The following is a 13192-nucleotide window of genomic DNA, read 5'->3' as shown; positions in this document are numbered from 1 at the left end:
TTTTTTTCGTCGCGGCCCGTGGGGTGCGGGTCAAACACCCCGCCCCCGCCCCGCGCGGGGGGGGGGGGGGCTGGCGGCCGGGGGGGGGCCGGGCCGGGGGGGGGGGCCCCCCCCCGCCCGCGTCGTGTGCCCCGGCGACGACCTCAAGGACCCGCCCGGCGACCCCGCCGGGCTCGATCCGGAGCTCGCCCGGGCGATCGGGCGCCACCTCGGCCTGCGGGTCGCCTTCACCGACCTGCCCTTCGACCGGCTGATTCCGGCCGTCCGGACAGGGCACCCGGACCTGGCGATGTCCGCCGTCGTCGACACCCGGCAGCGCCGGCTCCGGGGCCGCCGAGGACGGCCGCCGGGCCGACGCGGGCGTCGACTTCGTCGACTACTTCGCGACCGGCACCTCGACGGTGGTCGAGGCGGGCAACCCGCTAGACCTCTCCGCCCCGGAGAGCTCTCCGGCCGCACGGTGGCCGTCCGGCACGGCACCGGTCAGGACGAACCGCCTTGCGGGACGTCCTGGTGAAGACGGTGGACCGGCTGATCCGGAACGGCGAGTACGACCGGACCCTGACCGAGTGGAACATCCGGAAGGGGGGTGTTCTCCGGCGCCGTCGTCGACGGCGGCTTCCGACGGCACAACCCGGCAGCGGAGTCCGGTAGCGGAACCCGGCGGCGGGCGCGGTGGCGTTCCGGGCCCGCCCCGGGGGCATCCCGACGGCCGGTCCCCACCGGTCGTCGGAACGGGTCCGCGTGTCGGGGCGCGGCGCGGTGGACAGTGTCCATATCGTCTGAGACCGCCGAGGTCCGCCGAGTCCGCCGCCGAACCGACCGACCGACACCCGTGGGAGCGCCGAATGCCCGGCCCAGCACAGCAGCCGTTCACCGACCCCGCCCGCCCGGGCACCGGCCACCCGGGCACCGCCCCGGCGACGGCCGGTCCCGACGCGGCCGGTCCCGACCGGGACCGGGACACAGCGGAGGGTGCCGGCCCCGACGGTCCGGACGTCGACAGCGCCGACGTGATCGTCGTCGGCGCGGGTCCGGCCGGTTCCACCGCCGCCTACCACCTGGCCCGCACCGGGCTGGACGTGCTGCTGCTGGAGAAGTCGTCGTTCCCCCGCGAGAAGGTCTGCGGCGACGGCCTGACCCCGCGTGCGGTACGGCAGTTGGTCGATCTGGGCATCGACGTCTCCGAGTCGGCCGGCTGGTTGCACAACCGCGGCCTGCGGCTGGTTGCCGGCGGGCGCCGGCTGGAGCTGGACTGGCCCGAGCTGTCCGCCTTCCCCGGCTTCGGGCTGGTCCGGCGCCGCGCGGACTTCGACGAGCTGCTCGCCCGCCGCGCGTCCTCGGCCGGTGCCCGGCTGGTCGAACGCGCCAACGTGTCGGGCCCGATGATCGACGAGCGGTCCGGCCGGATCACCGGTGTCACCGCCCGGCTGGGCGAGGAACGCCGCCCGGTCGTCTACCGCGCGCCGCTGGTGGTCGCGGCCGACGGCAACTCCACCCGGCTCTCGCTCGCGATGAAGCGCTACCGCCGGACCGACCGTGCGATGGGCGTCGCGTACCGGACCTACTTCACCACCCCGCGCCACGAGGACCGCTACCTGGAGGCGTGGCTCGACCTGCGCGACCCCGGCGACCCTGCACGGCGCCTGCTGCCCGGCTACGGCTGGGTGTTCGGGATGGGTGACGGGACCGCCAACGTCGGCCTGGGGGTGCTCGACACCGGCGCCGTGGCCGGTGAGGTGGACTGGCGCGAGCTGCTCCGCCGCTGGTGCGCCGACCTGCCGCCCGAGTACGGCTACACCCCCGAGGGGGTCACCGAGCCCGTCCGCGGTTCCGCCCTCCCGATGGGGCTCAACCGCCAGCCCCACTACGCCGACGGACTCCTGCTGGTCGGCGACGCGGGCGGAACGGTCAGCCCGGCCACCGGCGAGGGGATCGCCTACGCGATGGAGTCCGGCCGCTTCGCCGCCGAGACGGTCGTCCAGGCGCTGGCGCGGCGCACCGACCGGGGGCGCGAACTCGCCCTGCGCGCCTATCCGCAGGCGCTGCGCGCCGCCTATGACGGCTACTTCGCGCTCGGCAGGCTCGTCGCCGAGGCCCTGGGCCGCCCCCGGCTGCTCGGCGCGGCCGGGGCCGCCGGACTCGGCAACCCGGCCGTGCTGAAGGTGGCGTTCCGTCTGATGGTCAACCTGACCGAGCCCAACTCCCGCGACGCGCTGGACCGGCTGCTCCATCTGCTCGGTCGGCTGGCGCCGAGCAGCCGGGGCTGACCGCCAGGTCCCGCCGCGAGGACTCGCGCCGCCGGTCCGCTCCGGCCGCCGCGCGGCGGAGACCGCGACGGGAGGGGGCGTGACCCTCCAGTCTGCGCGCCCCCGGTGGCCGGCGTGCGCAGGTTGGCCGAATCCGGGGGAATCGACGGCGCTGCGGGCCCGGCGTGTTGACGCGGGGTCAGATGATCCGCTTGCCTAGGTCGCGGCCCGGACACGGAGGGTGACTGATCGCCCGGTGTCCGGGAGGATCCGGCCGGTCGCGCCCTGCGGCCTGCCACCGTCCGTCACCGGCCGGTCCCGGCCGGCGCCGAACGGCCGCCGGTTCCCGACCGGCCACCGGACCACCGATCCACCGGACCACCGACCCACCCGACCCACCCGACGACTTTCACGACGGAGACATCGTGCGCCTTCGCCTTCGCCTGTTCGCCGCACCGCTCGCCGCGGTCGTGGCCCTGCTAGTCCCGAGCATCCCGGCGGCCGCCGATTCGGCCCCCGACGTGCTCGCCGCCCGGGCGGCCGCGACGACTCCCTCGAACGAGTGCTCGGAGGCCGACCACCACGGGGACCCCCGGCTCGGTCCCGCCGACCTCCCGACCCGGGGCCCGGTCGGCCGCGAGCTGATCGGCTACAAGCGCACCGGAAACCTCACCGAGGAGCAGTTCCTCGCCACCTACTACAGCCCCACCGCCAACAACGGCGCCCCGGGCTGGATCTACCCGCCCGCCAACGGGTACGTCACCCTGCCCGACGGCACCCCCATCGAGTTCGAGATCACCCTCTACCCGAACCAGAACATCGACCGTTACGGCAGCGAGTACGGCTCCTTCCTCGCCCCCGAGGGCCTGCCCTACGCCAGCCGCTCCATCCCGCCGCAGAGCCTCGACAGCAACCCGGCCGCACCCTGCAACTACCACGACTACAAGGTCCTGAAGCCGTTCAAGGTGCACGCCGGCCCGATCGCGCCCTGGTTCGGCCAGCCCGGCTACGGCTTCCAGTACCAGCTCGACGCCGCGCTGGTGCCGAACGGCCCGTCCAGGCTGAACGTGCTCTGGCTCGTCGACAACGGGTACCTGGCCCGCATCTGACCCCTGCTCCGGCCCGGCCCGAGCCCGTCACCCCGGCTCCGGCCGGGCCGGGGCCGGTGGGTTCGCGGGCTCCCGTCCGGCCCCGGCGGTCACCGGACGGGAGCCGGTCACCAGACGTCGCCGTCGCGCCAGTCGCAGGCCAACCGCCCGCCGAGGTCCAGCGGAGCCGCCCCCGGCAGCACGAACACCGCGCCCTCCTCCTCCGGGGTCGGTACCGGGCCCTGCGGAGCGAGCACGGCGAGCGGACCTCGCCACGGCAGCCACCCGCGCGCGGCGTAGAACCGCGCCGCATCGTCCGCCGCGCAGAGCGCCCCCAGCTCGTACCCGCCTCGGATCACCTCCTCCAACGCCGCCATCAGTGCCGCGCCGTGGCCGCGCCCGCGCCGGTCGGCCCGGACCACGACGTTCTCGACGTAGCCGGTGCGCAGCGCGCGCCCGCCGTGCAGCATCCGGCGCTGGACCACGGACGCGTGGCCGACCAGCAGGCCGCCCTCCCGGACGAGCGCGTGCAGCCCGCCGAGTCCGTGCTCCCAGTCCTCCTCGGAGAGGTCGTCGAACTCCTCGGACAGCAGGCCCCGGACCGCCTCCCGGGCCGTGCGGTCCAACCGGGCGGTGTGGACGGTGACGAGGTCGCGCATGCCCCGATCGTGGCACGCCCGTGCGTCGCGCCGTCGGCCCCGGCCGACCCGGACCTCGCCTTCCGGCACCCGCTCCGCACCACCGACGCGCCGTCGGCCGGAGGAGCGGGGACGCCGCCGCCTTCGCCGCTGTCGACCGGGCCGGCGGGGGCTCCTCGGCAAGACCGCCCGGGCCGCCTCGCCACCGACCCGCGCGCTCCGCCCGCCCGACCGTCGGACCGCCCGTCCCGTGGCCGCGATCACTCCGGGTGAGCGGGCGGGCGCGCTGCGCGCCGCGGCGGAGGCCGCCCCGTGCTCCCGTCCCGGTCCACCCGGCGGCGCCACCGCTCCGGTCCCGCCCCGAGCTGCGCGGACGCCGTCGCGCCGGGCGGAGGCAGGGGGTGCGGGCCTAGTCTGGAAGGGCGCGCCGGTACGCGGTGCGGAACGGGATCGGTGAGCCATGACGGTCATCTCGGCGGCACTCTTCGGGACCGACTGGCGCGGTGCGTCGCCCGGCTCCGCCGAACTGTTGCGCGAGTGCGCCGCGCGGGGCTGGACGGTGGTCCTCACCGCCCCCGGACCGGTCGGCGCACCGGTACTCACGGTGACCGCGCCGGGGTCCGATCCGCTCGGAGCCGGGCTCGGTCTGGTGGGCGGCACGCCGTCCCACGCGGTGTTCGTCGCCGGAAGCGTTCCCGAAGTGCGGTCGGCGCACCGGGCCGGAGTGCCCTGTGTCGCCGTACGGGGCGGCGGCGCGACCGCCCCGGAGCTGCGGGCGGCGGGCGCGGCCGAGGTGCACCGCGACGCCGTCGCCCTGTTGCGCGTGCTGGACGACAGCCTGCTCGCCCGGCCCCGGGCGTTCGGCGCCGGCCGTCTCCCGGTCGCCGTCGCGCCCGGGGGCCGGAGCGGTTAGCACATACCGGACCGGGCATTCGCCCGGAGGAGTGGACACCGTCACCGGAAGCCCGGAGGTGACCGAGATGGACGGACCCGCGTTGAGCGGACGGGAGCGACGTCTCCTTGAGGAGATCGAGGACGACCTGCGCCAGGACAGCCGCCTCGACCGGCGGCTGAGCACGATGGGCGCCAAACGTCCGAGCCGCGGCCGGCGTGCGGTACGCGGCCTCGCCCGCCGGGTACCGACCGGGGTGGCGATGACGGGGCTGGTGATGTCCGCGGTGTGCCTCAGCATCGCGGTGCGGAAGCCCACGGCGGCGGTGCTGATCGGTGTGGCGGTGCTGTGGGCGGGCAGTGTCGCCCTCGCGGCCGGCATCGCGGCGCTGCTGCACCACCAGCACCGGCACCGGCAGGGCGGTGCGGACGACCTGGGCGACTCGGCCCGCCGGCCGGACCTGCGCGGTCCGGACCTGGGCGGCCGGGATCCCGGTGGGCGGTATCCCGCCGGCGGCCCGGACTTCGCCAAGGGGGCCGGTGGACCCGACGACCGCGGCGGCTCCCGCCGCCGCCGAGAACGCCGCGACCGCCGTGACCGGCGCCCGCACGGTGACCGCCGCCAGGATCGCGAGCACCGGCAGCACCGCGAACGGCGGCCCTGGGACGACCCGGAGGCGTGATGACGACCGACCTGTGGGAGTACCGTCCGGGCTCCCACCACAGCACCGACCTGACGCTGGTCGGCTACGAGGTCGAGGCGACCGACGGTCCGCTCGGCCGGGTCGAGCAGGATGCCGGGGACCATCTGCTGGTGGACACCCGGCCGTGGGTGCCGGGCGCCCCCGTGCTGGTCCCGGTCGGGCTCGTGGCCCGGATCGACCACCTGGAGCTGGTGGTCCACCTCGACTGCCCGCGCGCCCGGATCCGCTCCGCCCCGCCGCCCGCCGCGGTCGACCACACCGGAGGCGGCCTGACCGCGCACGGCCGGGCGGCCCTGGACGACCACTACGTGCAGGACGAACACCGGACCGGCACTCCCGGTCCCTGACGGAAACGGCCCGTACGGGGCCGTCGGGACCCTTCCGGGACCGGAGCAGACGAGAGCGGGGTGGGACGGATGACCTTCGTCGTCCTCACCGGGCGGACGGTCGCGTTCCTGGTCGCGCCCGAGGGCGCCGAACAGGTGGAACTGACCTCTCCCTGGCAGGCGGTCGCCGAGGCCGGCGGCACGCCCCGGCTGCTCTCCACCCGTCCCGGGCGCGTCCAGGCCTTCCGGGGGCTGGAGCGGGCGGACACCTTCCCCGTCGACGACGTGGTCGGCGAGGCGGACCCGGCGGACTACGACGCGCTGGTGCTGCCCGGCGGCGTCGCCGGCCCCGACCGGCTGCGGCTGGACCGGGCCGCCGTCGGATTCGTCCGCGACCTGTGCGTCGCGGGTCGGCCGGTCGCGGTGATCTGCCACGGCGCGTGGACGCTGATCGAGGCGGACGCGGTGCGCGGACGCACGCTCACGTCCTGGCCCGGCATCCGCACCGACCTGGTCAACGCGGGTGCCCACTGGGTCGACGAACCGGTCCATGTCTGCCGCGACGGCCCCGGCGTGCTGGTCTCCGGCCGGAAGCCGGCCGACCTGCCGGCCTTCGAGGAGGTGCTGGTGACCGAGTTCGCGCACGCGCCCGCCGGCGAGGGCCCGCCCCCGCCGTGGCCCACCGCCCACACGCCCGAACCCTCGCGCCACACCGCCGCCGGTCACCCGGCCACGGGGGAACAGCCCGCCGCGGAACGCCCGGTCACGGAGGGCCCGCTCACGGAACTGCCCGCCACGGAACTGCCCGCTGCGGAACGCCCCGCCCCGCCCACGCCGGAGTAGTCACGGGCCGTTCGGCGGGCCCGGATCAGTCCCCGCGCAACCGCACGAAGGTCGCGGTCGCCGTCCGCCCGGTGACCGTCACCTCGGCCCGCAGCGGAGTGGCCAGCGGCCGGACGGCCCCGTACTGGGGATCGTGCACCGCGGGGCCCAGCAGGCCGGCCGTGGCCTCCGCCACCCGTCGCGACTGGAGCGGCGACAGCGGCGGGGACGACAACAGCACCCGTCCGTCGTCCAGCTCCAGGACCAGCGCGCGCGGCCGGGCCGGTGGTCCGGTCACGGCGCGCACCGTCGCGTCCAGGGTGTCGCCGCGCCGGTACTTGACCCAGACGTGGCCCGCGCCCCGCGCCCGGTAGCTCGAACCGGCCGCCTTGCAGACCAGCCCCTCCACCCCCGTGTCGGCCAGCCGCTCCATCCAGGCCAGCGCCTCCGCCCGGTCGGTGGTCGCCAGCACCGGCTGGACCGGCGGCGGCACGTCGGCCAGGGCGGCCAGCAGCAGCCGCCGCCGGTCGGTCAGCGGCAGCCGCCGGACGTCCCGGCCGGGCAGGGCCAGCAGGTCGAAGGCGATCAACCCGAGCGCCACGTCCTCCGAGGCCCGCGCCTGCCGGGTCCGCAGCAGTTCCTCGAAGGCGAACCGGCCGCCGCGCCAGGCGACCAGCTCCCCGTCCAGCACGAGTCCGGCGGGTAGCCGGGCGACGGCGGCGGCGATCGACGGGAAGTCGGCCGCGAGGTCCCGGCCCGAACGCGTCTGCAGGTACGGCGCGCGCTCCCCGCGGGCGAACGCCACGCAGCGGAAGCCGTCCAGCTTCAGTTCGTACAGCACGCCCGAACCGCCCAGCCCGTCCGCCGCCGGGACGGCCGGGACGGCGGCCGGGCGCATGACCTCCACCGGGGGCTCCAGGACGGCGGGGTCCGCCACGGCGGGCCGGCGCACCGTCCGGGCCGAAGCGGAAGCGGCGGCCGCGGGTGCGGGTGCGGTGGTGGAAGCGGGTGCGGAAGCGGGTGCGGAAGCGGTGGCGGAAGCGGGGCCGGTCGGTCCCGGGGCGGCGGTGGCGCGCGGCAGCGGGCGGGCCCGCTCCGGGTCGAGGAGCGGTGCATACAGGTCCCCGAGCCGGGCCAGCCGCTCCGGCACCTCGGCGATCGTGAACACCAGCGCCTCCGCCGACCGGGCCCGTCCCAGCTCCTCCCAGGTCAGCGGCGTCGACACCGTCGGCCGCTCCTGCGCCCGGACGGTGTAGGGAGCGGCGGTGGTCTTCCGGGCGGCGTTCTGCGACCAGTCGACCAGCACCCGGTTGGTGCGCCGGGCCTTCGCCATGGTGTGCACGACCAGGTCCGGGTGGGCCGCCTCCAGCTCGGCCGCCAGCGCCTTGGCGTACCCGGAGACCTGCTGACTGGGCGTCGGCTCCAGCGGCACCAGCAGGTGCAGTCCCTTGCCGCCGGAGGTCTTCACCCACGCCTCCAGCCCGTCCTCCGCGAGGCGGTCGCGCAGCAGCCCGGCCACCGTCCGGCAGGTGAGGACGGTGGCTCCGGCGCCCGGGTCGAGGTCCAGCACCAACCGGTCGGCCGTCCCGGGCTCCGCCGCGTGCCACTGCGGGACGTGCAGTTCCAGGCAGCCCAGGTTCGCCGCCCAGAGCAGCGCGGCCCCGTCGTCCAGCACCACCTGACGGAGGTCCCCGCCGCTGCTCGGCACCTCGACGGTGCGCACCCAGCGGGGCGTCCCGGCGGGCGGGTTCTTGGCGATGAACACCTCGCCCGCCACGCCGTCCGGGCAGCGCAGGAACGACACCGGCCGGTCGCGCAGGTGCGGCAGCAGTGCGGTGTGGACGGCGGCGTAGTAGCGCAGCACCTCGCCCTTGAGGGTGCCGGTCCGCGGGAAGTAGACCTTGTCCAGGTGCGAGAGCGCGAGCGTGCGCCCGTCCACCAGCATCTGCGGCATCGCCGCCTCCGAGCCTGCACCGGTCGTCAGGCCCGGGCGGGCACGGCGTCCCGGCCGGGCCCCCTGCGGCCAGTCTGCCCGTACTCCCGACCCGGCGCGACCCTGCCCGGGGAGCCGCCGACTCAGGGGCCGAGCAGCGCCAGCGCGGCCCGGAGCAGTTCCCCGTCGGAGGCGGGCTCCCGGTCGCCCGCCACCCCGGAGCGGAACAGGGCGGCTCCCTCCACCAGCATGACGAAGACCGCCGCGCGGGCCCGGCGCACCTGTTCCGGCAGCTCCGGCCGGGTCCGGGCCAGGAACGCCGCCACCTGCTCCCGGTACTCGTCGTAGAACCGCCGGACGGCGCCCGCCACCGCCGTGTCCCGCGCCGCGAGTGCCCACACCTCGGCGAACAGGCGCACCAGCCGGGCGTCCTCCTGCTCCGCCAGCAACGCCGTCACGAGTTCCCCGGCCCGGTCGTCCGTGCCCGGCGCCAGCAGCGGTGCCAGGCGCTCCGCCGAGCGGCCGAGCACCCGCTCCAGGACGGCTGCCACCAGGTCGGCGTGGGTGGGGAAGTAGTACTGCAGGTGCCCGAGCCGGACCCCCGCGGCCGTGGCCACGGCCCGCATCGAGAGTTCCGCCCCGCCCCCGGTGACCAGCACCTCCTCCGCCGCGTCGAGCAGTTCCGTCCGCCGCTGCGCCCCCTTCCGTCCCCGGCCGCCGGCCGCAGTTCCGGGAGGCGGGTCTGGGAGGGGGTCGGGAACGGGGGCGGCTTCGGCTTCGGCTTCGGCGTCGGGGCCGGGCCCGGGGCCGGATGCGGAGGTCATGCGGCCGCCTTCGTGTCGTGGGCGGACCGGACCTCGACGGTGACGCCGAGGTCGGCCAGGTCGGGGAGGACCCGGGCGGGCCGGGGGGCCTGCTCGGGGAAGGCCACACCGACGGGCGGCGCGGCGCCGTCGGTGCCGAGGACGCGGCGCAGGGCGAGCAGGGCGCCGACGGCGGTGAGGTGGGCCTGTCCGGCGCGGTCCTCGATCACGGCGCTGAGGGTCCGGCCGGCGTGGGAGACGTCGACGCGCACGAGGGCGGTGCCGCCCTCGCCGGGGGAGTGGAGGAGGGCCCGGCGGGCGGGCTCCCACCGGTCGCCCCGGCCCCAGCGGAAGAAGCCGCTGTGCTTGGCGGCCAGCAGGGCGCGGGTGCTGGTCAGGGAGCTGAATCCGATCCGGGTGACGGCGGTCGCGGTGCCCAGGACGAGTGGCAGGGTGAACTGCTCCGGCGTGTCGATGCAGGCCACCCGGGTCGGGTGGGCGCCGATCCGGACGGTCCGGGCGTCGCTGAGCGGGGTGACCGGGCGGCGGCGGCCGTCACGGATCACCTCGTAGTCCAGACCGAGGCGGTCCATGAACTCGACGGAGTCGGCGCCCGCGCGGTCGGCGAGGTCCCAGCGGACGGCGGTCTCGACGCGCTCCGCGCCGCCGAGCCGCTCGGCCAGGGCGGCGGTGACCAGGCTGGTGACCCCGCCCATCCAGGCGGAGGAGAGCAGGACCGGGGCGGTCGGGCGCAGCAGGGCGGCCACCGTGGCGGCCCGCTGGAGCCGGGCCGTCCAGCGGGTGACGTCCACGTACGGGACCGCGCCCCGGACGGCGGCCCGCAGGACCCGGTCGTCGGGGTCGTTGACGACGCCGACGACGGCGCGCACCGCAGCCGTGAACGGCGCGGGGTCGGCGAGGTCCCAGCGGCGGAAGGCCGCGTGCGGGGCGCCGCCGAGCTGCTGGACGAGGGCGGCGGCGCGCTGTTCCGTCCGGCCGGTGAGCAGGACGGGGTGGTCGGCGGCGACCAGGCGGGCCAGCTCCCCGCCGACCGTTCCGTAGCCGCCGACCAGCAGGACGGGGCCGTCGGGGTCGTGGGTGAGGGCGTCGTGGACGCCTGCGGGGCGGGTGCCGGCGTGGTCGGTGCTGCCGGTGGCCGCGATGGCCGCGGTGGCCGCGGTGGCTTCGGTGGTGTCGGAGGTGGTCATGAGAGAAAAATAGGTCACCCGACCTAAAAGGGGCGTTAGCTCGGCCGGCCAGCCCGGCCCGACACCAGTGCGTGGGCGTCCCCGACCAGGTCCTCGACCCGCTCCCAGTCGAGCGCCGGAAGGTCGAGACGGACGCCGATCCAGCCCCGGTGGCCGACGTACGGGGGCCGGAAGAACAGGTCGGGGTCCTCGGCGGTCAGGAACTCCTGGGCACCGGCCGCCGCCGGGCACCAGAACGCGAGGCGGTCGTCGTGGTGGTGGTCGGCGAGCATCACGAACACCCGCGCCCGCCGGCCGGTGCCCGCGAACCAGGTCGGCTCGCCGTGGCTGACCCGCTCGTCGACCTCCGGCAGCGCCCGGCAGATCGCCCGCAGCCGTTCGACGGCGGCCGGGCCGCCGTCGAACGGTGCGTGGCCGGCCGGTGGGCGGTCGGCCACCGGGGTCACCCGGCCGACGGGCGGGGCGCGCCCGGGTAGTTTCCGAAGTGCCAGTGGTTGCCCTCCGGGTCGGCGGCGGCGAAGCCCCGCGACCCGTAGTCGGTGTCGGCGGGCGCCGCGGTGATCCGCGCCCCGGCGGCGACGGCCCGCGCGTGCACGGCGTCCGGGTCGGCCGTCACCACGTACGCGGTGAAGGACCCCGGACCGCCGGGCCAGGGGTCGGAGCCCTCGGGCGTCGGCCGCTCAGAGCCCAGCATCACCCCGCCGCCCTCCGGCCAGGCCAGCTCGGCGTGCGTGACGAAGTCGCCCTCGCCGTAGGCGACGACCTCCTCGAATCCGAACGCCTCCACCAGGTGGCGGATCAGCGCCCGGGCGTCGGCGGCCCGCAGGCTCGGCCAGACCTGGGGGGCCGGTGCGGCCCCGCCGCTCGCGGCCGCGGTACTCGTGGTCCCGGCGTTCGTGGTCCCGGCGTTCGTGGTCCCGGTGTCGGTGGTCTCGGTGTCCATGGCGGATGCCTCCTCGGGATAGCGGCGGCCGGGACGGGGCGGACGCCCGGCCGGTCGGCCGTCATGCGTCCCACTCTGGCGCCGCCACGACCGGCTCGCCTTGGACGTTTCGGAACTTCACCTCGTCCGAGCCCTCCTCGGCCAGCCAGACGCTCGGCGCGCACCCGGCCAGCGCACGGAACTCGCGGGCCAGATGCGCCTGGTCGAAGTAGCCGCACCGCACGGCCAGCTCCGCCAGCCGGGGCACCGGGCCGGTCGGGACCAGCAGCCGGCGGGCCCGGTCGAACCGGATCACCCGGGCCGCGGCCTTCGGGGTCAGCCCGGTCTCCCGGCGGAACCGGTCCTGGAGGTGCCGCCCGCTCCAGCCGGTCTCGCGGGCGAGGTCCGCGACCGGAAGCGCCCCGCCGCTGCGCCGCAGCACGTGCCAGGCCCGGACGACCTCCGGCGGCACCTGGCCGGACGGGCGCGCGAGCCGGAGCAGCGCGCCGTCCAGCGCCGCGAACCGCTCCGGCCACCCGGCCGCCGCCCGTACGGCGTCCTGGAGCCGTTCGACGGTCCGACCGAGCACGGCCTCGGCCGGCACGTCCAGCCCGGCGAGCTCCCCGGCGGGCAGACCGAACAGGGCGCGCGCCGCCAGCGGGTGCACCGAGAGCTGGATGCCGGACTGGCGGCCGTCGTGCGTGATCAGGGCCGGGGCGGTGTGCAGGCCGCCGACCAGGGTGGTGAAGCTCCCGGGGGGCTGCGCCGGGTCGGGGTGGCCCGCCATGGTGAGCGGCTCGTCCAGCGTGAGGATGAAGGTCAGGTACGGGGACGGCAGGCCCCGGTGCAGGGCGGGCGCCAGTCCGCGCTGGCGGTACCCCGAGTACCAGGCCACGTACGGGCGCAGGGCCGTCGCGGGCCGGGCCCGGACCGCCTCGTCCACCACGTCGCGGGTCGTCGTCGCTCCACCGGACGTACCGGCCGGCTGCTCCGTCACGCTTCCAGTATCGGCCCGTCCGGGCCCCGGCGGTGACCGGCCGGTCACCGGGCCCGCGGGCGGTGGGCTCGCGGGCCCGCGGCGTCGTGCCTATGGTGAACGCACCGGACTGCCCGGTGCTCGGGGGGAGATCCTGAGGAGGAGTCCCCGTGACGACTGCCCGAGACATCATGCACACCGGCGCCCAGTGCATCCGCGCCGACCAGACGCTCGCCGAGGCCGCCATGATGATGCGCGACATGAACGTCGGCGCCCTCCCGATCTGTGGTGACGACCAGAAGCTGAAGGGCATCATCACCGACCGCGACATCGTCCTGCGATGTATCGCCGAAGGGCGGGACCCGGCCGGGATGACGGCCATGGAACTCGCCGGGCACCTGCACTGCGTCAGGGCCGAGGACAGCATGGACGCGGTGCTGAGGAAGATGGAGCAGCACCAGATCCGCCGGATCCCGGTCATCGACGGCGAGCGGCTGGTCGGCATGATCAGCGAGGCCGACCTGGCGATGGGCCACCGCGACGGACAGCGCCTGACCGACCGGCAGATCATCGAGTTCATGGACAGCGTCTACATGAAGCGGTGACGCCGCGGTCCTGCCGCGCCCGGCCGC

General features: G+C 76.5%; 14 protein-coding genes and 2 pseudogenes. 8 read left to right on the top strand and 8 right to left on the bottom strand.

The window, feature by feature from the left end; all coding sequences use genetic code 11:
* The first annotated feature begins 124 nt into the window (after positions 1-124).
* The 3 genes from ACFWIC_RS35970 (at position 125) to ACFWIC_RS35960 (ending at position 3358) form a co-directional block, all read left to right on the top strand.
* Positions 125-517, top strand: a complete 393-nt coding sequence (locus ACFWIC_RS35970) for a transporter substrate-binding domain-containing protein (RefSeq protein WP_380521150.1) — start codon at positions 125-127, stop codon at positions 515-517.
* Positions 518-848: 331 nt separating this feature from the next.
* Positions 849-2270, top strand: coding sequence for a geranylgeranyl reductase family protein (locus ACFWIC_RS35965; RefSeq protein ID WP_329951084.1), 1422 nt, complete (start codon positions 849-851; stop codon positions 2268-2270).
* Positions 2271-2674: 404 nt separating this feature from the next.
* Positions 2675-3358: a TNT domain-containing protein gene (locus ACFWIC_RS35960; RefSeq protein ID WP_329951083.1), complete on the top strand. Its 684-nt coding sequence runs from the start codon at positions 2675-2677 to the stop codon at positions 3356-3358.
* Positions 3359-3465: 107 nt separating this feature from the next.
* Here the strand turns inward: ACFWIC_RS35960 and ACFWIC_RS35955 are convergent, their stop codons facing one another.
* The gene (locus ACFWIC_RS35955) at positions 3466-3996 is read right to left on the bottom strand and encodes a GNAT family N-acetyltransferase (RefSeq protein WP_380521148.1); all 531 of its coding nucleotides are present in this window, start codon (positions 3994-3996) and stop codon (positions 3466-3468) included.
* A gap of 439 nt (positions 3997-4435) precedes the next feature.
* Here ACFWIC_RS35955 and ACFWIC_RS35950 point away from each other — a divergent pair, with 439 nt between their 5' ends.
* The 4 genes and pseudogenes from ACFWIC_RS35950 to ACFWIC_RS35935 all read left to right on the top strand — a co-directional run.
* Positions 4436-4888, top strand: a complete 453-nt coding sequence (locus tag ACFWIC_RS35950; RefSeq protein ID WP_329951081.1) for a hypothetical protein — start codon at positions 4436-4438, stop codon at positions 4886-4888.
* Between the two features lie 67 nt (positions 4889-4955).
* Positions 4956-5549: a DUF3040 domain-containing protein gene (locus ACFWIC_RS35945; protein WP_329951080.1), complete on the top strand. Its 594-nt coding sequence runs from the start codon at positions 4956-4958 to the stop codon at positions 5547-5549.
* The gene (locus ACFWIC_RS35940) at positions 5549-5917 is read left to right on the top strand and encodes a PRC-barrel domain containing protein (RefSeq protein ID WP_329951079.1); all 369 of its coding nucleotides are present in this window, start codon (positions 5549-5551) and stop codon (positions 5915-5917) included. The genes ACFWIC_RS35945 and ACFWIC_RS35940 overlap by 1 nt, the downstream gene beginning before the upstream one ends.
* A 69-nt stretch (positions 5918-5986) precedes the next feature.
* A pseudogene (locus ACFWIC_RS35935) lies at positions 5987-6544 on the top strand (type 1 glutamine amidotransferase domain-containing protein); the annotation flags it as partial.
* Positions 6545-6764: 220 nt separating this feature from the next.
* Here ACFWIC_RS35935 and ACFWIC_RS35930 read toward each other — a convergent pair.
* The 7 genes and pseudogenes from ACFWIC_RS35930 to ACFWIC_RS35900 form a co-directional block, all read right to left on the bottom strand.
* Entirely contained in the window at positions 6765-7616 is an 852-nt protein-coding gene (locus ACFWIC_RS35930; RefSeq protein ID WP_380521154.1) for a DNA ligase, read from the bottom strand.
* A 177-nt stretch (positions 7617-7793) separates the two neighbouring features.
* Positions 7794-8672, bottom strand: a pseudogene (gene ligD, locus ACFWIC_RS35925) (non-homologous end-joining DNA ligase); the annotation flags it as partial.
* A 122-nt stretch (positions 8673-8794) separates the two neighbouring features.
* On the bottom strand, positions 8795-9475 hold the full coding sequence (locus ACFWIC_RS35920; RefSeq protein WP_380521147.1) for a TetR/AcrR family transcriptional regulator: 681 nt from the start codon (positions 9473-9475) through the stop codon (positions 8795-8797).
* Complete coding sequence (locus ACFWIC_RS35915; protein WP_380521146.1) at positions 9472-10662, bottom strand: saccharopine dehydrogenase; 1191 nt, start codon at positions 10660-10662, stop codon at positions 9472-9474. The genes ACFWIC_RS35920 and ACFWIC_RS35915 overlap by 4 nt, the downstream gene beginning before the upstream one ends.
* Before the next feature lie 35 nt (positions 10663-10697).
* Complete coding sequence (locus tag ACFWIC_RS35910) at positions 10698-11099, bottom strand: MmcQ/YjbR family DNA-binding protein (RefSeq protein WP_380362953.1); 402 nt, start codon at positions 11097-11099, stop codon at positions 10698-10700.
* Positions 11100-11104: 5 nt separating this feature from the next.
* A complete protein-coding gene (locus ACFWIC_RS35905) occupies positions 11105-11605 on the bottom strand; it encodes a VOC family protein (RefSeq protein WP_380521145.1) in 501 nt (166 codons plus the stop codon).
* Between the two features lie 61 nt (positions 11606-11666).
* A complete protein-coding gene (locus ACFWIC_RS35900) occupies positions 11667-12581 on the bottom strand; it encodes a helix-turn-helix domain-containing protein (protein ID WP_329881862.1) in 915 nt (304 codons plus the stop codon).
* A gap of 149 nt (positions 12582-12730) precedes the next feature.
* Here ACFWIC_RS35900 and ACFWIC_RS35895 point away from each other — a divergent pair, with 149 nt between their 5' ends.
* The gene (locus ACFWIC_RS35895; RefSeq protein ID WP_329951074.1) at positions 12731-13165 is read left to right on the top strand and encodes a CBS domain-containing protein; all 435 of its coding nucleotides are present in this window, start codon (positions 12731-12733) and stop codon (positions 13163-13165) included.
* The last annotated feature ends 27 nt before the right edge of the window (positions 13166-13192 follow it).

It is taken from the genome of Kitasatospora sp. NPDC127035 (assembly GCF_042726075.1).
Lineage (GTDB): Bacteria > Actinomycetota > Actinomycetes > Streptomycetales > Streptomycetaceae > Kitasatospora.
This window is presented reverse-complemented; position numbering and strand designations above follow the sequence as displayed.

What these genes read in the sequence shown, in the direction of transcription:
- ACFWIC_RS35965 (WP_329951084.1), top strand. Translation starts at nt 849, where the DNA reads ATGCCCGGCCCAGCACAGCAGCCGTTCACCGACCCCGCCCGCCCGGGC.
- ACFWIC_RS35905 (WP_380521145.1), bottom strand. Translation starts at nt 11,605, where the DNA reads ATGGACACCGAGACCACCGACACCGGGACCACGAACGCCGGGACCACG.
- ACFWIC_RS35930 (WP_380521154.1), bottom strand. Translation starts at nt 7,616, where the DNA reads ATGCGCCCGGCCGCCGTCCCGGCCGTCCCGGCGGCGGACGGGCTGGGC.
- ACFWIC_RS35950 (WP_329951081.1), top strand. Translation starts at nt 4,436, where the DNA reads ATGACGGTCATCTCGGCGGCACTCTTCGGGACCGACTGGCGCGGTGCG.
- ACFWIC_RS35940 (WP_329951079.1), top strand. Translation starts at nt 5,549, where the DNA reads ATGACGACCGACCTGTGGGAGTACCGTCCGGGCTCCCACCACAGCACC.
- ACFWIC_RS35920 (WP_380521147.1), bottom strand. Translation starts at nt 9,475, where the DNA reads ATGACCTCCGCATCCGGCCCCGGGCCCGGCCCCGACGCCGAAGCCGAA.
- ACFWIC_RS35915 (WP_380521146.1), bottom strand. Translation starts at nt 10,662, where the DNA reads ATGACCACCTCCGACACCACCGAAGCCACCGCGGCCACCGCGGCCATC.
- ACFWIC_RS35945 (WP_329951080.1), top strand. Translation starts at nt 4,956, where the DNA reads ATGGACGGACCCGCGTTGAGCGGACGGGAGCGACGTCTCCTTGAGGAG.
- ACFWIC_RS35955 (WP_380521148.1), bottom strand. Translation starts at nt 3,996, where the DNA reads ATGCGCGACCTCGTCACCGTCCACACCGCCCGGTTGGACCGCACGGCC.